The sequence below is a fragment of the Arthrobacter sedimenti genome (assembly GCF_042652025.1).
GTDB lineage: Bacteria > Actinomycetota > Actinomycetes > Actinomycetales > Micrococcaceae > Arthrobacter > Arthrobacter sedimenti.
Map to the genome: position 1 here is coordinate 335,744 of NZ_JBHSDQ010000003.1, position 23,561 is coordinate 359,304.

At 66.4% G+C, this 23,561-nt stretch carries 22 protein-coding genes; 11 read left to right on the plus strand and 11 right to left on the minus strand.

Annotation, left to right across the window (positions count from 1 at the left end):
* Window positions 1-15 precede the first annotated feature (15 nt).
* Entirely contained in the window at window positions 16-1,041 is a 1,026-nt protein-coding gene (locus ACFO0G_RS09655) for an NADPH:quinone reductase (protein ID WP_376977260.1), read from the plus strand.
* Between the two features lie 15 nt (window positions 1,042-1,056).
* On the opposite strand, the gene ACFO0G_RS09660 is transcribed toward ACFO0G_RS09655, so the two are convergent.
* The 4 genes from ACFO0G_RS09660 to ACFO0G_RS09675 form a co-directional block, all read right to left on the minus strand.
* On the minus strand, window positions 1,057-1,248 hold the full coding sequence (locus ACFO0G_RS09660) for a three-helix bundle dimerization domain-containing protein (RefSeq protein ID WP_236802735.1): 192 nt from the start codon (window positions 1,246-1,248) through the stop codon (window positions 1,057-1,059).
* A gap of 199 nt (window positions 1,249-1,447) precedes the next feature.
* Window positions 1,448-1,678, minus strand: a complete 231-nt coding sequence (locus ACFO0G_RS09665) for a hypothetical protein (protein ID WP_286404159.1) — start codon at window positions 1,676-1,678, stop codon at window positions 1,448-1,450.
* Between the two features lie 75 nt (window positions 1,679-1,753).
* Complete coding sequence (locus tag ACFO0G_RS09670) at window positions 1,754-2,725, minus strand: glycosyltransferase family 9 protein (RefSeq protein WP_286404157.1); 972 nt, start codon at window positions 2,723-2,725, stop codon at window positions 1,754-1,756.
* Window positions 2,722-3,864, minus strand: coding sequence for a glycosyltransferase family 9 protein (locus ACFO0G_RS09675; RefSeq protein ID WP_286404153.1), 1,143 nt, complete (start codon window positions 3,862-3,864; stop codon window positions 2,722-2,724). The genes ACFO0G_RS09670 and ACFO0G_RS09675 overlap by 4 nt, the downstream gene beginning before the upstream one ends.
* Window positions 3,865-4,070: 206 nt before the next feature.
* Here ACFO0G_RS09675 and ACFO0G_RS09680 point away from each other — a divergent pair, with 206 nt between their 5' ends.
* From ACFO0G_RS09680 to ACFO0G_RS09700, 5 genes are all read left to right on the plus strand, one after another.
* Window positions 4,071-4,373 (plus strand): DUF4193 domain-containing protein, encoded by a 303-nt coding sequence (locus ACFO0G_RS09680; protein WP_018761323.1) that lies wholly within the window; start codon window positions 4,071-4,073, stop codon window positions 4,371-4,373.
* Window positions 4,374-4,542: 169 nt separating this feature from the next.
* Window positions 4,543-5,283, plus strand: a complete 741-nt coding sequence (locus ACFO0G_RS09685) for a M50 family metallopeptidase (RefSeq protein WP_286404146.1) — start codon at window positions 4,543-4,545, stop codon at window positions 5,281-5,283.
* Window positions 5,284-5,292: 9 nt separating this feature from the next.
* Window positions 5,293-6,381, plus strand: a complete 1,089-nt coding sequence (locus tag ACFO0G_RS09690) for a glutathione S-transferase family protein (RefSeq protein WP_376977264.1) — start codon at window positions 5,293-5,295, stop codon at window positions 6,379-6,381.
* A gap of 45 nt (window positions 6,382-6,426) precedes the next feature.
* Window positions 6,427-7,536, plus strand: coding sequence for a serine hydrolase domain-containing protein (locus tag ACFO0G_RS09695; protein WP_286404143.1), 1,110 nt, complete (start codon window positions 6,427-6,429; stop codon window positions 7,534-7,536).
* A gap of 93 nt (window positions 7,537-7,629) precedes the next feature.
* Entirely contained in the window at window positions 7,630-8,679 is a 1,050-nt protein-coding gene (locus ACFO0G_RS09700; protein ID WP_286404140.1) for an FUSC family protein, read from the plus strand.
* Between the two features lie 21 nt (window positions 8,680-8,700).
* Here the strand turns inward: ACFO0G_RS09700 and ACFO0G_RS09705 are convergent, their stop codons facing one another.
* Genes ACFO0G_RS09705 through ACFO0G_RS09715 form a run of 3 tightly spaced genes read right to left on the minus strand, consistent with a single transcriptional unit; the run spans window position 8,701 to window position 12,314 of the window.
* Window positions 8,701-9,612, minus strand: a complete 912-nt coding sequence (locus tag ACFO0G_RS09705; RefSeq protein ID WP_286404137.1) for a MaoC family dehydratase — start codon at window positions 9,610-9,612, stop codon at window positions 8,701-8,703.
* Window positions 9,609-10,949 (minus strand): 3-oxoacyl-ACP reductase, encoded by a 1,341-nt coding sequence (locus tag ACFO0G_RS09710; protein ID WP_286404134.1) that lies wholly within the window; start codon window positions 10,947-10,949, stop codon window positions 9,609-9,611. Before ACFO0G_RS09710 ends, ACFO0G_RS09705 begins: the two co-directional genes overlap by 4 nt.
* Window positions 10,950-10,958: 9 nt before the next feature.
* Window positions 10,959-12,314 (minus strand): acetyl-CoA C-acetyltransferase, encoded by a 1,356-nt coding sequence (locus tag ACFO0G_RS09715; protein ID WP_286404131.1) that lies wholly within the window; start codon window positions 12,312-12,314, stop codon window positions 10,959-10,961.
* 19 nt (window positions 12,315-12,333) lie between these two features.
* Between ACFO0G_RS09715 and ACFO0G_RS09720 the strand changes: the two genes are divergently transcribed.
* Together ACFO0G_RS09720 and ACFO0G_RS09725 are read left to right on the plus strand one after the other, a co-directional pair.
* Window positions 12,334-13,104 carry a TetR/AcrR family transcriptional regulator gene (locus tag ACFO0G_RS09720; protein ID WP_376977269.1) on the plus strand — a complete coding sequence of 257 codons (771 nt, stop codon included), beginning with the start codon at window positions 12,334-12,336 and terminating at the stop codon, window positions 13,102-13,104.
* A gap of 1 nt (window position 13,105) precedes the next feature.
* Window positions 13,106-15,220, plus strand: coding sequence for an acyl-CoA dehydrogenase family protein (locus tag ACFO0G_RS09725; protein WP_286404126.1), 2,115 nt, complete (start codon window positions 13,106-13,108; stop codon window positions 15,218-15,220).
* 101 nt (window positions 15,221-15,321) lie between these two features.
* Here ACFO0G_RS09725 and glgA read toward each other — a convergent pair whose 3' ends face one another.
* Window positions 15,322-16,527 carry a glycogen synthase gene (glgA, locus tag ACFO0G_RS09730; RefSeq protein WP_286404123.1) on the minus strand — a complete coding sequence of 402 codons (1,206 nt, stop codon included), beginning with the start codon at window positions 16,525-16,527 and terminating at the stop codon, window positions 15,322-15,324.
* A 102-nt stretch (window positions 16,528-16,629) separates the two neighbouring features.
* On the opposite strand from glgA, the gene glgC reads away from it, so the two are divergent.
* From glgC to ACFO0G_RS09745, 3 genes are all read left to right on the plus strand, one after another.
* Window positions 16,630-18,039, plus strand: coding sequence for a glucose-1-phosphate adenylyltransferase (gene glgC / locus ACFO0G_RS09735; RefSeq protein WP_286404120.1), 1,410 nt, complete (start codon window positions 16,630-16,632; stop codon window positions 18,037-18,039).
* Window positions 18,040-18,135: 96 nt separating this feature from the next.
* A complete protein-coding gene (locus ACFO0G_RS09740) occupies window positions 18,136-19,587 on the plus strand; it encodes an SDR family NAD(P)-dependent oxidoreductase (protein WP_376977273.1) in 1,452 nt (483 codons plus the stop codon).
* Between the two features lie 19 nt (window positions 19,588-19,606).
* Window positions 19,607-20,077, plus strand: a complete 471-nt coding sequence (locus ACFO0G_RS09745) for a pyridoxamine 5'-phosphate oxidase family protein (protein ID WP_286404115.1) — start codon at window positions 19,607-19,609, stop codon at window positions 20,075-20,077.
* 72 nt (window positions 20,078-20,149) lie between these two features.
* On the opposite strand, the gene ACFO0G_RS09750 is transcribed toward ACFO0G_RS09745, so the two are convergent.
* From ACFO0G_RS09750 to ACFO0G_RS09760, 3 genes are all read right to left on the minus strand, one after another.
* On the minus strand, window positions 20,150-21,001 hold the full coding sequence (locus tag ACFO0G_RS09750; protein WP_286404112.1) for a transglutaminase family protein: 852 nt from the start codon (window positions 20,999-21,001) through the stop codon (window positions 20,150-20,152).
* Window positions 20,998-21,924 carry an alpha-E domain-containing protein gene (locus ACFO0G_RS09755; RefSeq protein ID WP_142133862.1) on the minus strand — a complete coding sequence of 309 codons (927 nt, stop codon included), beginning with the start codon at window positions 21,922-21,924 and terminating at the stop codon, window positions 20,998-21,000. The genes ACFO0G_RS09750 and ACFO0G_RS09755 overlap by 4 nt, the downstream gene beginning before the upstream one ends.
* A 75-nt stretch (window positions 21,925-21,999) precedes the next feature.
* Window positions 22,000-23,556: a circularly permuted type 2 ATP-grasp protein gene (locus ACFO0G_RS09760; RefSeq protein ID WP_286404109.1), complete on the minus strand. Its 1,557-nt coding sequence runs from the start codon at window positions 23,554-23,556 to the stop codon at window positions 22,000-22,002.
* Window positions 23,557-23,561 lie beyond the last annotated feature (5 nt).

Genomic DNA, 23,561 nt, shown 5'->3' on the forward strand with positions numbered 1-23,561 from the left:
GACGTGGGAGAAAACGTGAAAGCAATCGTGTACGAAGCAACAGGTCCGTCATCCGTACTGAAGCTGCAGGACAAAGCGCTAACTGATCCGGGTGCGGGCGAAGTGCGGGTCCGCCTGGTGGTCTCGGGGGTGAACCCCACCGACTGGAAGTCACGGTCCGTCAGTGGAAGCAACAAGCTTCCCGCGCCCAAAGTTCCCAACCAGGACGGAGCCGGCGTTGTCGACCAAGTGGGGTCCGGGGTAGCCGGTTTCAACGTGGGGGACCGTGTGTGGCTCTGGGACGTCGCATGGGCCGGCAATGAAGGTACGGCACAGGAATACGTCGTGGTGCCCGCCCACAAGGTGGTGGCACTACCAGACTCCGAATCCTTCGACACCGGTGCCTCGTTGGGCATACCTGCCCTGACAGCGCACCGCGCCCTGGCGTCGAACGAAGACGGACCGGACAGACTCTCCCCCGGCTCCCTGGCAGGCCGCAGCGTGTTGGTCACCGGAGGTGCAGGGGCAGTGGGGCACGCGGCCATCCAACTCGCACGGTGGGCCGGGGCTGCCGTCATCACCACCGTCAGCGGAGACCGGAAGGCTGAACTTGCCCGCCGTGCCGGCGCGGGTACGGTCATCAACTACCGGACGGAGGACGTGGTCCAGGCCGTCAAGGCGGCAGCCCCGGACGGTGTGGACATCATCGTGGACGTCAACGCTCCCGCGAACATCGAGGCAGACCTGCAGGTCCTCAAACCCGGCGGCACCATCTCGATATACGCAGCCAACCCCGGAGAATCGCTCAATGTTCCCATCCGCGAAAGCATGACCAAGAACGTCCGCTACCAGTTCATCCTCACCTACACGGTCACGGAAGGGCAGAAACAGCATGCTGTAGCCGCTGTCGCCGAGGCCCTGGCGGCGGGCGCGCTACGGGTCGGCGACGCCCACGGGCTGCCCCTGACGCGCTTCACCCTTGAGCAGACGCCCGCAGCGCATGATGCTGTGGAACAGGGCGCAATCGGGAAGGTGCTCATCGACGTCGCACCTGCACCTTAATCCCCGGCGCCGGTGTCAGCGCGAGAGGCGGTCCCGGGCGGCGTGTTCAACCAGGACAGGTATGAACGCGCGGACCCTGCCGGTGTCCAACAGGCTGTGCTCCTGCTGGACCACGTCCTCGATGTGTTCCCGGGGCAGGGCGGGAAACTTCACCGCAAGCCTGTCCACCACGTCGCCCAGCGCCCGCAACTCTTCGCTTACTCCCATCGGGAAAGTGTCAGCGTTTCAGGGAAGGCCGTCAAGACTTGACGCGAAAAAATGCGGCAGGCAAGGGAAGTGCCCAACAGTGGCCGTCGCTCCTTCAGCAGCCCAACGCAGCAAAGCGTCCGACGGCGGGCGCCGGCCCGGGCGCGGCCGTGCCACCCGGGTGCTCCACGCCGATGCACCCGCGGTAGTCACGCCGTCGTCAGTGCGGGTGCAACCTGCGGCTCCGGGGGTGCCGGTTGCGCCCCTGGGGGTGGGAAGCGGCAGCGACCGGACGGTACTCGATCCGCCGCTTCTCCGTCCGGATATCGCGCCGTTCCTGCCGCCGCGCCTTCCTTTCGGGGCGGTCAATGGCAGACAAGATAGTCAGCGTCACGGTAATCCACAAGAACGCCGTCCCCAACACCAAGGCGATTTCCAGCTCAGTGCTCATGCACCAATTTTAGGCCGCAGGGGCGGGACTCCAACCCCTGCGGACCCACATCAACAGCCCGCAAACCCACAGCGTTTAGAGAAGCCCCAGCCCCCTTATGGCAGCCATGACATCGGGCACCTGGACGGCGAGCAGGGCAGGATCGGGCTGGGCTGCGAACGTGTCGCCGCGCCGGAGTTCGGCGCGGGTAAGGACCACATGCGGTCCCGGAGGAGGCCCCCAGATTTCCGGCGGGGCCGGACCGAACAGCACCACCGAGGGTGTTCCGTACGCGGATGCCAGATGTGCCGCCCCGGTGTCGGCCGAGACCACCAGGCGTGCGGAGGCGATCGTGGCGGCGAACTCGCCAAGGCCCAGCACCCCGGCAAGGACGGCGGTGCCCGGGAGTCCTGCGAGGCGGCAAACTTCCTCTGCCCGTTCCCGTTCCGATGTCCCGCCGGTGAACACCACCTGGTGCCCGGCTTCTGCGAGCGCCGCGGCCACCGCCGCAAAGCGCTCCGCCGGCCACAGCCTGCTGCCGTATGCAGCCCCCACATGCAGGACGGTGGCGCCAGGGACCGGGCTGGGCACATGCGGCGTGTTCAGCTGCACATCCAGCGGATCCGCCTCGATGCCATGCCATTCCACCAGCCTCACCCAGCGTTCGCGCTCGTGCAGTTCGGGCCGCCAAGGAGGGCCATCCCGGTGCGCGCTTTGGTGGCCAACGGTTTGCCGTGCCTTTAACGCCTCGATCCGCCCCTGACTCTCCGGACCGCTGCCGTGTAGATTGATGGCCACGTCCACCACACCCGGTTCCATCGCCAGCGGCTCATCCAGACCGTGCGTCGGCAGCAGCTCATAGCCGCCCACCAGCCCCAAAGCTTCGGACAACCAGCCTTGGGCCGCATAGCGCAGCCGGTGCTCGGGGAAAGCCCGCCGGATTCCCTTCAAGGCCGGCACGGCGACCAGCAGGTCGCCCAGCTTCAAGGCGCGCAGGACCAGGAGCTCCGGCTTTCCATCGGCAGGAATCATGTCGCCGGACTGCTGGGCAGCTTCGGCGCCGGTCATGCGTCCGCCCTGGCGAACTTGGTGGCGGTGAGGCTGAGGACGTCCTCGTACACTTCCGGCACCCCGATGCCGCCCACTACTGAGTCGTCGTGGACACAGCGCGGGGCAGTCCAGCCGACCTGGGTGACGTCGATGCCGCAGGTGGGGCAGGTGGTCACCCAGGAGGCGTGCACGCGGTGCAGGCTTCGGCCCAGGGCACCGGCGTTGATTACATTGCCGGCCCAAAAGATCCCCACCGTGGGCACGCCGAGCGCCTGCGCCAGGTGCCGGGGGCCGCTGTCGTTGGCCACCACGACATCAGCTTCCGCCAGCAGCGCCACCAGTCCTGCCATATCGAGTGCCCCGGCCACGGAGCGGACGCCTGCTGACGCCGCCCGCGCTGCGATGCCTTCCGCCAGGTCCTGCTCGCTGCTGTCCCCAACAATGACCACACGTGAGCCGTCAGCCGCGCAGGCGGCAGCAAGTTCAGCGAACTTGTCCGCCGGCCAACGACGGCGGGGGTCGGTGGCGCCGGGATGGATCACCACCAGCGGCCGGCCGGCGTCGCCGTCGGCAGCTTCCGGGGCTTCTCCCCCTCCGATGGGTGCCAGCCGGGCCTCGAGGTCAACGGGGAAGGCGCCCGCGAAGCCGGCCACCTCCAAGGCCCGCAGCGGTTCGTGCTGGTAATAGAGGTAGGGGATGGTGCGTTCCAGGCTGGCGGCATCGGCTGTCCGGGTGCCCACTGTGTGGCGCGCCCCCAGGCGCAGCAGGAATGGATTCGAATACCGTCCGCCGCCGTGGACCTGGACGGCGAGGTCGAAGTTCCGGCTGCGCATCTGGGCAAAGAACCGCTCCAGCTCTTCCGGATCTTCTTCGCCGGGCCGGACTCCCTCGGCGAAGGGCAGGACCAGCACTTCGTCAACGGGGCTCTGCAGCGCCGCGAGCAGCGCTTTGTGAATGGGCGTGCCCAGCAAAGTGATGGTTGCTGCAGGGTAGGCCGCCTTCAGTGCCGACATGGCCGGGATCGCGAAAATCAGGTCCCCGAGGCCGCCTCCACGCAGGACCACGATCCTGGACACAGCGTCGAACTTCTCCAGCACGGGACCGACACCCACGCCGACTTGTCCCGCACCGCCGAACTCTGCGGTGAGTTGCTCCAAAATCTGCCCCTTCCGTCAAGCAGAGGGAACAGCAACCGGCCGTCCCTCCACTGCCCATACCGCCGCGATACGGTTCCAAACCCGCGGCCGCTCCTTTGAACCTTTACCCAATCGGCGGCGGATCTACGCTTCCTGTTGGGGAATACCGGCTCCATGCTGTACGTTTCATACCCGACAGCCCATCAAAGAAAAGAGAAGCACCCAAAGTGGCAACCGATTACGATGAACTGCGCTCCGACGTCAAGGAATCGCAGGACAACTCACTCGAGCAGCTCCAGTCAGCGAATGCTCCCGATGCCCGCAGCGTCGTGCAGGAGTTGGACGAAGCTGACGGGCTGGACGGCGCCGGGGTCCCTGGTGGCGAATTCGTCGCTGAGGAGCTCGTAGTCCAGGTCATCCCGCAGGCTGAGGACGAGTTCACCTGCTACTCCTGCTTCCTGGTCCGCCACCGGTCCCAGATCGCCCGGCAGAAAGACGGCCACAGCTACTGCACCGAGTGCGAAGGCTAGGGCGACACGCTTCCGCCAGTGGCCAAAACCACGACCTTTGCCCGAAAGGCACGCCGCGCCAGGCGTGCCTTTCGGTTTTAAGCATTCACCCAGTCCGGCTTCGTATCGTTGGGCACAACACTTACGACGTCGGCACCCACTACGCCGGCCCGGCAGCCAGGAGGCAGCGGTGGACAGCCCCGCCAGCTTGTGGAGCGCATTCAGCGCAGCGTTCACCCAAACAAACGTACCCACCGTCACGTGGGTTGAGATGCTCCTGTCCCTGGCAGCCGCCGTCGCCCTGTCCATCCCACGCCGCAGCTGGCGCTACTTCGGGCTCCTCGCCACCGCCACGCACGAACTGGGCCACGCGTTCGCCGCCGTAACCTCCGGGCAGCGGCTGGCAGGAATCCGGCTCCGGCTTGACCATTCGGGGACCACCACCACGTACAGCCGGAGCAGGCTGGCGGCTGCGTGGTCGTGTTTTTGGGGCTATCCGGTCCCTGCCATGGTTGGTGCAGCTTTCGTATGGTGTGGGCTCAACGGTTGGGGTCCGGCAGCCATGGCCACCAGCGCGCTGGTCCTGGCCGCGTCATTGCTCTTCCTGCGCAACGTGGCCGGATTCGCCATCACCGCTGCAGCCATCGCCGGCACCGCGTCCCTGGCGTTCCTTGCACCTGGTTCCGTCGTTGGACACGTGTCCGTCGTCCTCGGCCTGGCACTGCTGGTGGCCGGCGTCCGCGACCTGCTCAAACTCACCAACGTCCACCTCCGCCGCCGCGACCGGCTGGGCAGCTCCGATGCCTACCTCCTGTACCGTGCCACCTCGGTTCCGTCGGGGATCTGGATCGCCTTGTTCACGCTGATTGTCACCGGGGCCTGGATTGTGGCCTGGCAGCCAATTTCGATGATCCTGCTGAAAGGCGCCTAGGCTGGTGGCATGAGCCAGGAAACGGAAAGCACCTCCACAGCGGCCGGCGGCACCAACGGGCACAGCACCCGCGGAGCCTATGTGACAGGCGGCGCGGAATTCACCCGCGATACCAATTACATTGAGGACCGCATCACCAAGGACGCCGCGCCCGGCAGCAACGGCGAGCCGGGCTGGCCGGTGGAGGCGGGGCGTTACCGCCTCGTTGCCGCCAGGGCCTGTCCGTGGGCCAACCGCACCGTAATTGTCCGGAGACTGCTGGGGCTGGAAGAGGCAATCTCGCTGGGCCAGCCCGGCCCCACCCACGATGCACGGTCCTGGACGTTCGACCTCGATCCCGGCGGCGTGGACCCGGTCCTCGGCATCGAGCGCCTCCAGGAGGCCTACTTCAAACGCTTCCCCGGTTACCCGCGCGGCATCACTGTGCCTGCCCTCGTGGACGTGCCCAGCGGCGAAGTGGTGACCAACAACTTCCCCCAGATGACCCTGGACTTTTCCACGGAGTGGACCGAGTTCCACCGGCCGGGTGCACCCCAGCTCTATCCCGAACACCTCCGTGACGAGATCGACCAGGTGAACAAGCGGGTCTTCACCGAGGTTAACAACGGCGTCTACCGCTGCGGCTTCGCGGGCTCCCAGGAAGCCTATGACGCCGCGTACGAACGCTTGTGGACCTCGATGGACTGGCTTGAGGACCGCCTCTCCGGTCAGCGCTTCCTGGTGGGTGACACCATCACCGAGGCGGACGTGCGGCTGTTCACCACACTTGCCAGGTTCGATCCGGTGTACCACGGGCACTTCAAGTGCAACCGGCAGAAACTGAGCGAGATGCCCAACCTCTGGGGCTATGCCAGGGACCTGTTCCAGACCCCGGGATTCGGCGACACCATCGACTTCGTTCAGATCAAGCGGCACTATTACATCGTCCATGAGGACATCAACCCCACCGGAATTGTTCCTGCCGGCCCCGAGTTGGGCGGATGGCTGGAAGAACACGGCCGCGAGTCACTGGGCGGGCGGCCGTTCGGCGACGGTACGCCTCCGGGCCCGGTGCGGCCGGGTGAGGAAGTGGCGCCGGGACACGGCGCCTTCCGCTGAGCTGGACCCACCGAAGGAAACCGCTTTCCTCCTACACTGGGAGGCATGCAGACTTCTCTTGGTTTTGTGGCACCGGGATACGCAAACGTCCTGGCCCTGTTCGAGTCCCTTCTCGCCGAGGATTCCCGCTACAGCGCACAGCTGGCTGCCTACCACCAGGGTTTGCCGGTGGTGCACCTGACCGGCGGGCCGGACATGGCCGCCGACACGCTGACCGGCGCGTATTCGTGTTCGAAAGGCGTTGCCGCCATGGTTATCGCCCTCCTCGTGCAGGATGGAGTCCTTGAACTGGACCGCCCCGTGGCCTACTACTGGCCTGACTTCGCAGTGCATGGAAAAGACCGGCTGCTGGTCAGGGAGGCGCTGTCGCACCAGGCCGGCCTGCCGGGCGTTGAGGGCGGCTTCGCGCTGGAAGAGTTCACAACAGCCGGCGCCGCCGCCAGGCTGGCCGCTGCCGCTCCTGCGTGGGAACCCGGCCGGCAGTTCGGCTACCACGCACTCACCATCGGCATCCTGATGGAGGAGCTGTGCCGCCGGACTACGGGCGAGGCACTGCAGGACCTCTATGACCGGAGGATCCGCAAGCCGCAGGAGGTGGAGTTCTTCCTGGGCCTTCCGGAGGACCAGGAACCGCGGTACCGGGATGTCCTCTACGACGATGCCCCGAACCAGCCATGGGTGGACCCGCTCAGCCTCGAAGGCCTCAACAGCAATGCACCCGTGAGCACCATCATGGAGCTGCCGAACATCCGGTCTGTGCGGGCTGCCGGCATGTCCGCCGCGGGCGGCGTGGGATCAGCGGATGGCCTCGCCCGGCTGTACGCGGCGGCGACCACCGGCGTCGGCGGCGGTGAGCCGTTCCTCACAGGGGGGACCATCGCCGCGATGACGCGGGAGCAGGTGTGGGGACTGGACCGGTCCTCCGGACTGGACAATGCTTTCGCCGTCGTTTTCATGAAACCGCACCCCTCGCGGAACTTCGGCAGCCACCGCGCCTTCGGCCATGAGGGCGCCAATGCGGCCCTCGGGTTCGCCGACCCGTCCTATGGCCTGAGTTTCGGCTACATCCCCCGGCGCGCGGAAGAGGGGCGAACTCCGGGCCGGGCCCACAGGCTGGCAGCTGAGGTAAGGCGCTCAACAGCAGGTTTGTCCTGACGCACCCCCGGCCCTACTGTTATCCGGATGGGCAATACTCAGGCACGGCCGGATGCACGGTGGGCTCGGGGGACCCAACTACTCAAACAATCGGTGGCGGGACTTTCTGCTGCCTTCGCGGCACAGCGGCTGCAACTGGCGGGGAAGGCGGCCATAGCGGCGGGGCTGGCCTTTGCCATTGCGCCGCTCATGCCGGGCGCGGCGTCGCACTACGCTTACTACGCGCCGCTGGGTGCACTGGTGGCGATGTACCACAATGTCGCCGGCTCGGTGAAGCAGGGGGCACAGGCCTTGGCGGGGCTTGCGATGGGTATCGGCCTCGCTTTCGTCCTGGTGAGCATCAGCGAACCCTCACCACTGACGGTCGCCCTGTTCATGGGGGTGGGCGTGTTGCTGGGTGGGTTGCCGGGCATCGGGTCAGGCAGCGATTGGATCCCGACGGCGGCCCTGCTGGTTCTGCTGGTTGGCGGCAGTAATGCGGAAGATTTCTCCTACGGCTACCTGGTGCAGATGGCGGCAGGAGTGGCGGTGGGCATTGCAGTGAATTTCCTGATCTTCCCTCCGTTGCACCTCAACGCGGCTGCCTCAAGCTTGGCTGACCTGCGGCTCGCACTGGGCCGGCAGCTGACGGACATGGGCGCCGCCCTGACGGAAAAATGGCCGCCGGAGCACGAGGACTGGTCGCGCAGATCGGACGAACTGGCGGAAGCGGCACGCTCAGTGCGGCATCTGGTCAAGGAAGCGGACGCCAGCCGCCGCGCCAATCCACGCCGGAAACTGCACCCGCGCGACATCGACCGGGACTACCAGGACCTGAGAAACCTGGAACGGGTCACCTTCCATATCCAGGACATGACAGACGTGCTTTCCGACGTGATCTGGGAAGACGACGTGCCCTACGCCATCCCTTTGCAGGACAACGAACCTCTGGCTGACGCCATCACGGCCACCGGGGAACTGGTGTCTACAGACGACGATGACGCCCAGGAGTGGAAGGACCGCTACGACGCTGCCGTTGCGGCGGTGGAGGCCTGCATGGCCGCCACCGCCGGCAGGCCCGCTTCGCAGGGAACGGTCCCTGCGTCAGAATCGGTCCTGCTCAGCCTTCACCGGATCCTGCGCGCGGTGCGGCCGAAGGACTAAAGCCGGATATCCGGCGACGAACTAAAGGGCAGCAACAGTGCCGGTGAAATGACGCCGCCCGGAGCGCGGACTCCACGCCACAAAGCTGGACTGCTTCCATGCCCCGGAAGCGCTTTGTTCGCTGCCGATCTCCAGGGCCACCCGTGACGGCAGGAAAACGGGCGCCTCGAATTCCACGTCCCAGGTGAAGGAATCGCCCCGGGCCGGACCCACATCTGCAAGGGCCCGCGATGCCAGGTACATGCCATGCGCGATCGAACGGCGCATGCCCAGTGCCTTGGCCGAGAGCACACTCAGGTGGATGGGGTTGAAGTCCCCCGACACAGAGGCATAGGCACGGCCGGCGTCCACACCCAGCTGCCACAGGGCGGTTGGGTCAGGTGCCGTGAAGTCAGCCCTTGCCGGGACGGCGCCGGGCTTGTCAATGCCCGGCAGGAACACCCCCTTGGCCAGGTAGGTGGACACCCCGCGCCAGTGCACCTCGACAGAACCGGCGGGCCGGACCTCCGCCACAACGTCCACCTGGGTTCCCGCACGGTGTCCGCGCAGGTTTTCCACCTTGGCGGTCATGTCCAGAACGTCGGTGAAAACCAACGGCGACCACTGCTCCACGCTGTTGCGCAAATGGATCATGCCCAGCAGGGGAAGCGGAAAGTCGTCCCGGTTCATGACACTCATGGCCAGGGGAAATGCGATCGCGTGGATGAAACCAGCCGGCAGGACGTCGCTGGCCGTCTCACCGATCAGGTGCTGGTACGCGGTGAGGTTTTCGACGTTTACAGCGACGCCCCTGACTTCGTGGCTCTCAGTCGGAAGGACCGAGGTGTCATGGTTTCCCAGGAGCCTGCGCCGTGCAGCCATTGCGGCCGCGTTTACGTAGAGCTTGGACAGGGACGGCATCTCGGTCAGGATTACTGGTTGCTGGAGTGTCATGCCCCCACCAGGTTCTGCCCGCACACCCGCAGCACCTCCCCGTTGATGCCGCCCGCAGCGTCGCTGGCCAGGAACGCGATGGTTTCCGCCACGTCGGAGGGAAGGCCGCCCTGCTGGAGCGAGTTGAGCCGCCGTGCCACTTCGCGCACGGCAAAGGGGATGCGGGCCGTCATCTCGGTTTCGATGAAGCCGGGGGCCACCGCGTTGATGGTGCCGCCACGGGACGCGAACAGCGGGGCGCTGGCCCGGACCATTCCCATCACTCCCCCCTTGGATGCGGCGTAGTTGGTCTGCCCCCTGTTCCCGGCGACGCCACTGGTGGAGGCAACTGAAACGATACGCGGCGCTGGTCCCAAATGCCCGGATTGCAGCAGTGCCTCGTTGATCCGGAGCTGGGCGGCGATGTTGATGTTGATGACGCTGTTCCACCGCGCCTGGTCCATGTTGGCCAGCAGCTTGTCCCGCGTGACACCCGCGTTATGCACCACGATGTCCAGCCGCCCGTGCCGCTGGACGGCGTGGTCGAGGATACGCTGCCCTGCATCCGCCCCGGTGATGTCCAGCTGCAGGGCGGTGCCCCGCACCTCGTTGGCGACCGCTGCCAACTGGTCCCCGGCAGCCGGGATGTCCACCAGGATCAGCGTGGCACCGTCACGGTGCATGGTCCGGGCAATCTGGGCCCCGATGCCGCGGGCGGCGCCGGTGACGACGGCGACTTTTCCTTCCAGCGGCCGTTCAGGGTCGGCCGGAAGCGCGCCGTCCTCCGTTGTGACCGTCAGGAACTGGCCGTCCACGAATGCGGACCGGGCGGAGAGGAAGAACCTGATGGCGCCAAGGGCGCTGGGGCTGGTGGACCTGGTGCCGCCTGCGAGGAGTACTCCGTTTCCTGTTGCCCCGGCCCGCAGTTCCTTGGCAAGGGAGCGTAGGAAGCCATCCACCCCCTGCCGTGCCGCTGCGGCCTGGGGCGAGGACGCCTCCGCCGCGGGACGCGACAGGGTGATGATCCGGCCGCTGGCCCGCAGGTCGCGGAGCGAACCGGCCGCGGCAAGTACGGGCTTTTCCAGGTCCGCCGGGTGCTCCACCTCGTCGAGGACCAGGATGATGGCGCCAAGCTTTTCGGCCGGGACCGCGTGCCGCCTGACATCAAGGTCCCAGGACAGCAGTTCGGCGGCAAGTTTGTCCGCCCCTGCCGTGTCCCCCACGACAACGACGGGGCCCGCCACCAGCGGCTGGCCAGGCTCGTAGCGGCGCAAGACAGCGGGCTGCGGGAGGCCGAGCTTCTTTGCAAGGTTGCGGCCCGGGCCGCTGTTGACCAGTTGCGTGTATGTATCTGCCATGCCGCCCTCCTACAGGGATTCCAGGATCGCGACGACGCCCTGGCCGCCGGCCGCGCAGACTGACACCAGGCCGCGGGCGGGACGGCCGGTGGCGGCGGCCTTGTCGTGCAGCATCTTGGCCAGGGTGCCGACGATCCGGCCGCCGGTTGCGGCGAACGGGTGGCCTGCCGCCAGCGAAGAACCGTTGACGTTGAGGCGCAACCGGTCGATGCTGCCGAACGCCCCGTCCAGGCCCAGGCGGGTCCGGCCGAATTCCTCGTCCTCCCAGGCGGCCAGGGTGCTGAGGACAGTGGCGGCAAAGGCTTCATGGATTTCGAAGTAGTCAAAGTCCGCAAACGTCAGGTTTTGCCTGGCCAGGAGCCGGGGTACCGCGAACACAGGTGCCATCAGCAGCCCGTCCTTGCCGTGCACAAAATCCACTGCAGCAGCCTCGGCGTCAACCACGGCTGCCAGCTTGGGCAGGTCACGGGCATCTGCCCATTCGTCGGACGCCAGCAACACAGTGGAGGCGCCGTCCGTCAGCGGCGTGGAGTTGCCAGCCGTCATCGTGGCATCCGCACCGAGGTTGCGGCCAAAGACCGGCTTCAGGCCGGCGAGCTTCTCCATGGACGTATCAGGGCGGAGGTTCGCGTCACGCGTCAGTCCGCGGTAGGGCGTCATCAGGTCATCAAAGAACCCCGAATCATAGGCGGCTGCAAGGTTGTGGTGGCTGTTCAGGGCCAGCTCGTCCTGGGCTTCGCGGGAGATCTTCCACTGTGCGGTGGTGAGGGCCTGATGCTCGCCCATGGTCAGCCCGGTACGGGGCTCTGCCGTGCCGGGGGCGAGCGGCGCCAGGTCCTTTGGCCGCAGCCGGCTCAGGATCTGCAGCCGCTGGGGAAGTGTCTTGGCCCGGTGGAGGTCCAGGATCACCTCGCGAAGCCCTTCGCTCACAACCACTGGGGCATCGGAGGCCGAATCAACCCCGCCGGCGATGGCGGAATCGATCTGCCCAAGCTTGATCTTGTTCGCCAGTCCCACCACCGTTTCAAGGCCTGTGGCACATGCCTGCTGGAGGTCGTACACGGGGGTCTCGGCCGAGAGTGCCGAACCCAGGACGGCTTCCCTGGTGAGGTTGAAGTCTTTGGAATGCTTGAGCACCGCGCCCGCCGCCACCTGGCCGATCCGCTCTTCCTGAAGTCCGAAGCGTGCAATCAGGCCGTCCAGGGCAGCGGTCAGCATGTCCTGGTTGGAGGACTTTGCATAGGCGCCGCCGGCACGGGCGAAGGGGATCCTGTTGCCGCCGACGATCACCGCCCTGCGGGTTGCCGGGACGGCGGCTGAAACTGATCCATCAGGCGCGGGGGTGGACTGTCCGTCTATGGACATGGAAGGCTCCTCGGGTCACATGCGGTTACCGATACCCAGCGTACCTGATACGCTGGGTATCGTGAACTTTCAGGACACAACCCTCCCTCCTTCCCTTGAGCTTCACCAAACCGCAAGCTCCGATGGGCGTTCCTCGCGCTGGCAGACCCACCGTGAGGAACGGCGCAGGGAGCTGATCAAGCAGGCCCGCCGGGCAGTGCATGCGCTTGGCAGCGACGCATCCATGGAGGACATCGCCAGTGCGGCCGGAACCTCCAAGTCGGTCTTTTATCGATACTTCGGGGACAAGGCCGGGCTGCAGCAGGCTGTGGGCGAAGTGGTCCTGAGCCAGATGCAGCACCGCATCCAGGAAGCCGCGCAAAGCGCCGTCACGCCCCGTGAAGGGCTGCTGGCAATGGTGTCGGCCTATCTGCAAATGGCAGACACCAGCCCCAACGTCTACACGTTCGTCACCAGCTACGCCCCCGCCGACCAGGCCGGCACTGCCCATCCTGCGGCCGCCGGCGGCCCGCTGGGGCACTTCTTCGACGCCATCGCGGACATGATTGCCAAGCCGATGCGCTCGCACCTCGGGGATGTTGGGGAAGCCGTCATCGGCTACTGGCCCAAAGCGGCCATCGGCCTGGTACGTAACGCCGGCGAACAGTGGCTCAGCACCCCCGACACCCCGGCCAAGCCGACCCAGGAGACCATGGCCCGCCAGATCACGGCGTGGCTGTGCGTTGGCATAGTCCCTGAGCTCACCCCCGCTTCACCGACCACCAAGTTATCCGCCAAAGAAGGACAGTGACATGACTGATGTAGTGGAACGCCAAGCCGGCAAGGGCCTCCGCCCCGCGGCAACCCCTGCAGCCACTCCGGACAAAAGTTCCGCACCCGCCGTCGACGTCGAGGCACTGGGCAGGCAGCTCCTGGGAAAGTGGGCCGACGTCCGCCTCCAGGCAAGGGACCTCGCGGCCAAGCCGGAGCTGCACAAAGTGGAGGGCCTGACCCACACGGACCACCGTGCGCGCGTCTTCGGCCAGCTCAAATACCTCGTGGACAATGAGGCTGTGCACCGTGCCTTCCCGTCCAACCTGGGCGGCTCGGACGACCACGGCGGAAACATCGCAGGGTTTGAGGAACTGGTGGTGGCCGACCCATCGCTCCAGATCAAAGCGGGCGTCCAGTGGGGACTCTTCGGGTCCGCTGTGATGCATCTGGGAACGGCAGAACACCACACCAAGTGGCTGCCGGGAATCATGAACCTTGACATCCCCGGCTGCTTCGCCATGACGGAGACCGGCCACGGCTCGGATGTGGCCAGCATCGCCACCACCGCAACCTACGAGCCCGCCACCGAAGAGTTCATCATCAACACCCCGTTCCGCGCCGCCTGGAAGGACTACATCGGCAACGCCGCCAACGACGGACTCGGCGCCGTGGTTTTCGCCCAGCTGGTCACCCGCGGCGTAAACCACGGAGTCCACGCCTTCTACGTCGACCTGCGGGACCCGGACACCAAGGAGTTCCTGCCCGGCATTGGCGGCGAGGACGACGGCATCAAGGGCGGCCTGAACGGCATAGACAACGGCCGCCTGCACTTCACCAACGTCCGCATCCCCAGGACCAACCTCCTGAACCGTTACGGCAACGTCGACGCGGACGGAACCTACACCTCGCCCATCGCCAGCCCCGGCCGGCGCTTCTTCACCATGCTGGGCACCCTGGTCCAGGGCCGGGTATCCCTGGACGGCGCCGCCGTCGCCGCCTCCAAGGTGGCCTTGAAGGCGGCCATCCAGTACGCCACCGAGCGCCGCCAATTCAATGCCTCCTCCCACACGGAGGAGGAGGTCCTGCTCGACTACCAGCGCCACCAGCGGCGGCTGTTCACCAGGCTCGCCACCACCTACGCGGCCGCTTTTGCCCACGAACAGCTCCTGGAGAAGTTCGACGACGTCTTCTCCGGCGCCCACGACACCGACGCAGACCGCCAGGACCTGGAGACCCTGGCCGCAGCGCTGAAGCCACTGAGCACCTGGCACGCCCTGGACACCCTGCAGGAATGCCGTGAGGCATGCGGCGGCGCAGGGTTCCTGATCGAAAACCGCTTCGCCTCACTGCGCGCGGACCTGGATGTGTACGCCACCTTCGAGGGTGACAACACAGTCCTGCTCCAGCTGGTGGCCAAGCGCCTGTTGGCCGACTACGCCAAGGAATTCCGCAACGTGGACTTCGGCGTCCTGGCCCGCTACGTGGTGAACCAGGCTGCCGGTGTCGCAGTCCACCGGACCGGCCTGCGCCAGGTGGCCCAGTTCGTGGCGGACTCCGGATCGGTCCAGAAGGCCGCGAACGCACTGCGGGACGAAGAAAGCCAGCGCGCACTCCTCACGGACAGGGTGCAGACCATGGTGGCCGAGGCGGGAGCCGCGCTCAAGGGCAGCAAGCGCCTCCCGCAGGACAAGGGCGCCGCCTTGTTCAACCGGCACCAGAACGAACTCATCGACGCCGCCCAGGCCCATGCCGAGCTGCTGCAATGGGAGGCCTTCACCGAAGCCCTCCACCAGGTGGCGGACCCGGGAACCAGGACGGTACTGACCTGGCTGCGCGACCTGTTCGGCCTGTCGCTGATCGAGAAGAACCTGTCCTGGTACCTCATGAACGGCCGCCTCTCCATGCAGCGGGCCCGCACCGTGGGCGGATACATCAACCGGCTGCTGGAGAAGATCCGCCCGCACGCCCTGGACCTGGTGGACGCCTTTGGATACGGCGAGGACCACGTCCGTTCAGCCATCGCCACCGGCGCGGAAAAGACACGCCAGGACGAAGCCCGTACGCATTTCCGGAACCAGCGTGCCAGCGGACAAGCCCCGGTGGATGAGAAGGTGCTGATCGCCAGGACCGCCGCGGCGGGCCGTAAAGGCTGACCAGCCAACTCCCGCGCCTTTCGGCAAAGCCGGAAAATAACGACGGCGCCGCTCCCCCGCCAAGGGGAGCGGCGCCGTCGTCGGTTGTACTTGCGGGACGATCAGCCGGCGGCCGGCAGCACCGAACGGTACACCTCGAGGGTGGTCTCTGTGATGGACTCCCACGAGAAGTGCTTTTCGGCCCGCTCCCGGCCGGCGCGTCCCATGGCCCGGGCGCGTTCGGGATCGGACACAACTTCGGTGAGTGCGTCAGCGAATTCCTTGACGAACTTTTCCGGATCCAGGGGTGTCCCGGTGCCGTCCGTAACCTGCTCCAGGTCCACCAGCAGGCCGGTGCGGCCGTGCTCCACCACCTCGGGGATGCCGCCGGTGGCGCTGGCCACCACTGCCGCGCCGCAGGCCATGGCTTCGAGGTTGACGATGCCCAGCGGCTCGTAGATGGAGGGGCAGGCAAACGCGGTGGCGTGGCTGAGCACCTGGATGAGCTCATGGCGCGGCAGCATCCGCTCAATCAGCACCACGCCAGTCCGCTGCTTCTGCAGGTCCTCAATCAGGGCCGCCGTCTCCGCTGCGAGTTCCGGGGTGTCCGCCGCGCCGAGGCACAGGACCAACTGGACGTCCGCCGGCAGCTTCGCCGCCGCACGCAGGAGGTAGGGGACGCCCTTCTGGCGTGTGTTTCTTCCCACAAAGACGACGCTCGGCTTGGCGGGGTCGATGCCCAGGGCGCGGACGGCGTCGTCGTTTTCGTCGCGCTGCCACAGCTCCACATCGATGCCGTTGTGGACCACGCGGACCTTTGCCGGGTCCACGTTGGGGTAGCTGCGCAGGATGTCCTGGCGCATGCCCTCGGACACCGCGATGATCGCGGCCGCAGCTTCGTACGCCGTCTTCTCCACCCAGGAGGAAAGGGCATAGCCGCCGCCGAGCTGCTCAGCCTTCCAGGGGCGCAGCGGCTCGAGGCTGTGGGCGCTGAGAACGTGCGGGATTCCGTGCAGCAGGGAGGCCAAATGGCCGGCCATATTGGCGTACCAGGTGTGCGAATGGACCAGGTCCGCGCCTTGCACGTCCGGCACAATACGCAGGTCCACACCGAGGGTCTGGACTGCCGCGTTCGCTCCGCCAAGGTCCTGCGGGACCTGGTAGGACGTCACGGTCGCGCCGTGGTAATCGGCATCACGGGGAGCGCCGAAAGCACGAACCTGCAGGTCAACGTGCTTACTAAGCACCCTGCTCAATTCGGCCACATGCACCCCGGCGCCACCGTAGATCTCCGGCGGGAACTCTTTAGTCACAATGTCTATTCGCACAAGACCCAAGGTAGTCGTTCACGGATAACTGTTCTAGTGTGAAGGAGTCCGGGCATACCGGACTGTCTTGGGGAGTTACGAAGGCGTACAGGAGCGACCATCATGCCGTTGACCAAAAAAGTCCTGGCCATTGTCCTCGCAGGTGGCGAGGGAAACAGACTGATGCCATTGACGGCAGACCGGGCCAAGCCCGCCGTGCCCTTCGCCGGCAGTTACCGCCTTATCGATTTCGCGATTTCCAACCTGGTGAATTCGCGCTACCTGCAGATTGTGGTCCTCACCCAATACAAATCCCACAGCCTCGACCGGCATATTTCCGAAGCATGGCGTATGTCCACCCAGCTTGGCAACTACGTCGCCTCCGTCCCCGCACAGCAGCGCGTCGGCAAGAGCTGGTTCCTGGGCAGCGCCAACGCCATCTACCAGTCCCTGAACCTGATCCATGACGCCAACCCCGACATCGTCGTCGTGGTGGGCGCGGACCACGTGTACCGCATGGACTTCGCCCAAATGGTGGACCAGCACGTCCGCAGCGGCGCCAAGGCCACCGTGGCGGCCGTCCGCCAGCCGCTGCACATGGCCAACCAGTTCGGCGTCATCGAAACGGACCAGGACGATCCCCAGAAGATCGCTGCGTTCGTGGAAAAACCCGCGAGCACCCCCGGGCTTGCCGCGGACCCCTCCCAGTTCCTGGCCTCCATGGGCAACTACGTCTTTGACGCCGACGCCCTGGTGGCCGCGCTGCACGTGGACGCTGAGCGCCTGGACACCAAGCACGACATGGGCGGGGACATCATCCCCTACTTCGTCAACCGCGGCGAGGCCGGCGTGTACGACTTCACGCTCAACGAGATCCCCGGCTCCACCGAGCGCGACCGCACCTACTGGCGCGACGTAGGCACCATCGACTCCTTCTATGACGCCCACATGGACCTCATCTCGCCGCTGCCGGTCTTCAACCTCTACAACTCCGAGTGGCCCATTTACACCCGGCAAACCATTTCGCCGCCGGCCAAGTTCGTCCGCGGCAAGAACAACACCGTGGGCACGGCGCTGGACTCCATCGTGGCCAACGGCGTGGTGATTTCCGGAGGCGTGGTGGAAGGCTCGGTGCTGTCCAACGACGTCTACGTGGCCACCAGCGGCCGGGTCATCGATTCGGTCCTGATGGACAAGGTGCAGGTGGGTGAAGGGGCAGTGATCAACCGCGCCATCCTGGACAAGAACGTCAAGGTGCCCGCAGGTGCTGCCATCGGACTTGACCCGGACCTGGACCGGGCGCGCGGGTTCAAGGTCACCGAATCCGGAATTACGGTCCTGTCCAAGGGCCAGGAGGTCCCGGAGCCCGGCGAAGAAGAACGGAAGCTTGCCGCGCAGCATGTCAGCGTCCTGCCCAGCGCCATCCGGGCCGCCGCGGAGCAGTATCCCGACATGCGCGAGGCTGCGGACAAGGTTGCCGGCACGCATGCTGCCGCAGCCGCGGAGGCCGCACCAACCGGCAGGCTTTCCTGACGCCCGGGAATCCCCTGCTTTCCGCAGAGCAAGCGAGCAGGCCGGTGTACCACGGTTGGTGCGCCGGCCTGCGGCGTACGCTGTAAAATTTCCCTAATGAGCTCCCCCGATCTGACCCCTGAGGACATCCAGGCCTGCCTCAAGGTCCTGAACACCATCCACGCGTACGACGAGGAGCACCCGGACTACCTCGCGGTGCGCCGTGCGACGGGCAAGATGTTCAAAGCCGTCAAGCGCCACCGCAGGGTCACCAAGCGCGATTCGATCGCCGAGGCTGACAGGGCAGTCATCGCCCAGACCGCCACGGCCGCGCCGGACCGGATCGATGACGAGACCCGCGGCAACAAGCTGGAACCGTCCGCAACCGGCAAGATCGCAGGCCATCTCATCAGGTCCCGCCCCTGCTACATCTGCAAGCAGCACTACACGCAGGTGGATGCGTTCTACCACCAGCTTTGCCCCGAATGCGCCGCGTTCAGCCACAGCAAGCGGGACGCCCGGACTGACCTCAGCGGCCGCCGGGCCCTGCTCACCGGCGGCCGGGCCAAGATCGGGATGTACATCGCCCTGCGCCTGCTCCGCGATGGGGCGCACACCACCATTACCACCCGGTTCCCCAAGGACGCGGCCCGGCGCTTCGCCGCCATGGAGGACAGTGGCGAGTGGCTCCACCGGCTCCGGATCGTGGGCATCGACCTGCGTGATCCTGCCCAGGTCATGGCCCTCACCGATTCCCTCAATGAAGCCGGCCCGCTGGACATCATCATCAACAACGCCGCCCAGACCGTGCGCCGGTCCGGCAATGCCTACAAGCCCCTGGTGGATGCGGAGGACGAACCGCTCCCGGCGGCGCTGGAGCACGCCAACGGCGGCCCGGAGCTGCTGACTTTCGGCCACGCCCATGACAAGCACCCGCTGGCGATTGCCGGCAGCGTCACGGAACATCCCGTCCTGGCAGGCGACGCCGTAACTTCGCTGGCGCTTTCCACGGGGTCCGCGTCCCTGGAAAGGATCGCATCGGGTACAGCCATCGACGCCGGCGGACTGGTTCCGGACCTTGCCACCATCAACAGCTGGACCCAGGTGGTGGACGAGGTGGATCCCCTCGAAATGCTCGAGGTGCAGCTCTGCAACGTCACCGCGCCGTTCCTGTTGGTCAGCCGCCTCCGGGACGCCATGCGGCGCTCCACTGCGCGCCGGAAGTACATCGTGAACGTCTCCGCCATGGAAGGCCAGTTCTCCAGGGCCTACAAGGGACCGGGGCACCCGCACACCAACATGGCCAAGGCTGCGTTGAACATGATGACCCGCACCAGTGCGCAGGAAATGCTGGACACGGATGGCATCCTGATGACGGCGGTGGACACGGGCTGGATCACCGACGAGCGTCCGCACTTCACCAAGGTCCGCCTGATGGAGGAAGGCTTCCACGCGCCCCTGGACCTGGTGGACGGCGCGGCCCGGGTCTACGATCCCATCGTCATGGGGGAAAAGGGCGAGGACCAGTACGGCGTCTTCCTGAAGGATTACAAGCCCAGTCCTTGGTGATGCGCGGTATGCTCACGGCATGAGCAACGAGTCATCTCCCCAAGTGCAGAACCTCGAACACCACGAATGCTGGGCCATGCTGCGGACGGTGTCCGTGGGCAGGCTGGCGGTGCTGGCGGACGGGCGTCCGGATATCTTCCCGGTGAACTACACAGTGGACGGCGGCACGCTGGTCTTCCGGACCGCCCAGGGAACCAAGCTGGCCGCAGCCACCGGCGGTGAGGCCGCCGTTGCCGTCGAGGCGGACGGGGTGGACCCCGACACGGGCCTGGCGTGGAGCGTGGTGGTCAAGGGCACTGCTGCCTTGGTCAAGAGCACCGAAGAAGTGCTGGAAACCTCCCGCCTGTACCTTTTCCCCTGGCAAGCTGGGCGGAAAGACACCTTTGTCCGCATCACTCCGGACTCGGTCACGGGACGCCGCTTCAAGGTCACCGATCCGATGACCTGGTGGACCCAGATCAACGGATCAGCAAAGGCGTCGCAGGAATAGGCCCACGGCCGGTCAACAGCAAATGCACGACAACGGGTTCCCCGGCCTTCCTGGCCGGGGAACCCGTTTGCATCAGGCGAGCTGGGTGATTTCGACGCTCACTTTGAGGGCGGATCCGCCGCCCCCGGACAGGATGCCCTTGAGCGGGGGCACGTCCCGGTAGTCGCGGCCCCTGGCCACCGTGACGTGGAAGTCGCCGGCCGGTTTGTGGTTGGTGGGGTCCCAGCTGCGCCAGTCCCCGTCCCACCATTCGAGCCAGGCGTGTGACTGCCCGGCAACAGTCTCGCCGATGCCGGCGCTGGAGCGCGGGTGCAGGTAGCCGGAAACGTAGCGCGCGGGAATGCCGCAGCTGCGCAGGGCGCCGATGGCCAGGTGGGCAAGGTCCTGGCACACGCCCTTGCGCTGGCCCCAGGCCTCCTCGGCGTTGGTGGTGACGGCCGTGGAGCCGGACATGTACGTCATCTCCCCGCGCATCCAGGCAAAGACGGCCATGGCGGCCTCGTGCGGGTTCTTCCCCGCCACGACCTCCGGAATGATGCCCAGCACTTCGTCGCCCGGGCCGCTCAACCGGGACTGCGGCAGCCAGTCGCTGAAGGCGTCCAGGGTCTCCGGGGACTTCAGGTCCTCCCAGCCCACGATGTCGGCTTCAGCCGGAATCTTCTCCGCCCGGTGCACCTCCACGGTGATGTTGGAGACCACCTCAAGGCTTTCGTGCGGCATCTGCATGTCGAAGGCCGTGACCCTCGTCCCCCAGTAGTCCCGGTACGTGCTCACGGCCGCCTGCGACGGGGCCACCTTCACCACGGATTCCAGGACCACCTGCTGCGAATCGGTCAGCGGTGTCATGCGGGCCTCGTTGTAGGACAGGGTCACCCGCTTGTTGTACTTGTAGGCCGTCCTGTGGACGATGCTCAACCGGGTCATGACACTTCTCCCACCCAGGCAAGTTCATCCGCCTGATTGAAGTACTTACGGGAAATGGCGTCCGAGGCCTGGGACACGGCCTTCTGCACCCGCTCCATGTGTTCGGGCAGCTCGGACATGAGGTCGTCCGTCCGGTGGAATTCCAGGAAGGTCCGGGCCTGCCCCACGATGCGGCGGGCATCGTTGATGAAGCCGACGCGCTGCGCGGACGGATCAAGCTTTGCCAGGCACTCGTCGGCGTCCCGCAGCGCATAGACGATGGACCGCGGAAAGAGCCGGTCCAGGAGCAGGAATTCGGCAGCATGCTGGTCGCCGAATGCCGCGCGGCGGGTGCGGAGGAAGGATTCGTAGGCGCCGGCGCAGCGGAGCATGTTGACCCAGGACATGCCCGCGGAGAGCACGTCGCGGGTAGAGAGCATCCGCGCCGTCATGTCCGCTCGTTCCAGGGAGCGGCCCAGCACCAGGAAGAGCCAGCTTTCGTCGTGGCTCACCGTGGTATCGGCAAGGCCGCTTACCATGGCGGTGCGCTCCAGGGTCCAGTTGCAGAACCGGTACGTCCCCACCACGTCCTTGCGGTGCTGGCTCAGCCCGTAGTAGGTGGTGTTCAGGCTCTCCCACAGTGCAGAGGAGACGGTCTCCCGGGCCCGGCGCGCGTTTTCGCGGGCAGCACCCAGGGAGCCGGCAATGGAGGTGGCGCTGGTCTTGTCATAGGCCAGGGCGTGCAGTAGTTCCGGCAGGCCGAAATCCTCGCTCTGCGGCCTGGCACCCATGACGGCCAGGAGTTCCTGCGCCACGCTCTTGCGCTCCTCCATGGGGAGGTGGTTCAGGCGTTCCAGGTGAACGTCGAGGATGCGGGCGGTGCCATCCGCCCGCTCCACGTAGCGGCCGATCCAAAAAAGGGACTCGGCAATTCGGCTAAGCATTCGCGGCTACCTCCTGCGCGCCCGGAACGTTGGAAAAGAGATGCCCGACGGCGGCAACGTGATCAAGTGCCCCGCTCACTGCTGCTGCTCCGACTGGCGGTCGCGCCAGTTGCTCTCCACCGGCCAGACGGAGACCCGCTCGCGGAGGGTGACGGACTGCCGCGGCACGGTTTCCACCGGCATCTGCGGTGAATCGGCCAGGACCCAAGTGTCCTTGGACCCGCCGCCCTGGCTGGAGTTCACGATCAGTGAACCCTCCTTCAGGGCCACGCGGGTAAGCCCGCCCGGGAGCACCCAGACGTTGTCGCCGTCGTTCACCGCGAAGGGCCGCAGGTCCACGTGCCGTGGGCCGAACTTGTCCCCGCCCAGGGTGGGAACCGTGGAGAGCTGCAGGACCGGCTGGGCGATCCAGCCGCGGGGGTCGGCGATGATCCGCTGGCGGAGGGCGTCCAGTTCGTCGTTGGAGGCGTCGGGGCCGATGACCAGGCCCTTGCCGCCGGAGCCGTCCACGGGTTTGACCACCAGTTCCGCGAGGTTGTCCAAGGTGTACTCCCGGGCTTCCTTCTCCTCGAGGCGGTAGGTGTCCACGTTGGCGATAATGGGCTCCTCGCTGAGGTAGTAGCGGATCAGGTCAGGCACGTAACTGTAAACCAGTTTGTCGTCGGCAACGCCATTGCCCACCGCATTGGCGATGGTGACACCGCCGGCACGGGCCGCGTTGACCAGTCCGGGGCAGCCGAGCATGGAGTCCGAGCGGAACTGCAGCGGGTCCAGGAAGTCGTCATCGATCCGCTTGTAGATCACGTCCACCCGCTGCTCGCCGGCGGTGGTCCGCATGTAGACGCGGTTTCCGCGGCAGATCAGGTCGCGGCCCTCCACGAGCTCCACGCCCATGAGGCCGGCCAGGAGAGTGTGCTCGAAGTAGGCGCTGTTGAACACGCCGGGAGTCAGGACGACGACGGTGGGATCGTCAACCCCGGCCGGCGCGGTTTTGCGCAGGGCAGAGAGCAGCCGGCGGGGGTATTCCTCCACCGGGCGGATGAGCTGCTGGCCAAAGGCTTCGGGCAGGCCCTTGGCCATGGCTCGCCGGTTCTCCAGCACATAGCTGACGCCCGAGGGCACGCGGACGTTGTCCTCAAGGACGCGGAAGGTGCCCGCGGCGTCGCGGACAACGTCGATGCCGGAGATATGCACCCGGACCCCACCCGCAGGCTCGAAACCGTGGACCTGCCGGTGGAAGTGGGCGCTGGTGGTCACCAACTGGCGTGGAATCACGCCGTCGGACACCACCGTCATCTTGTCGTAGACATCGTTCAGGAAGGCTTCCAGGGCGCGCACCCGCTGGGCGACGCCGCGTTCCAGGACATCCCACTCGGCAGCGGGGATGACCCGCGGCACAATATCAAGCGGAAAGGGGCGTTCCTCACCCGCGTAGTCGAACGTGACACCGCGGTCCAGGAAGGTGCGGGCCATGGAGTCCGCGCGTGCGCTGACGTCCGCCAGGGAGAGCTTCCGGAGTGCCTCGGCCACCTGCCCGTACGAGTCCCTGGCCTGTTGCCCGGGGGCGAACATCTCGTCGTAGGCCCCGGTGCGGCCAGCGGCCTCGGAGTAATCCTGGAATAGGTCTGACATGTCCA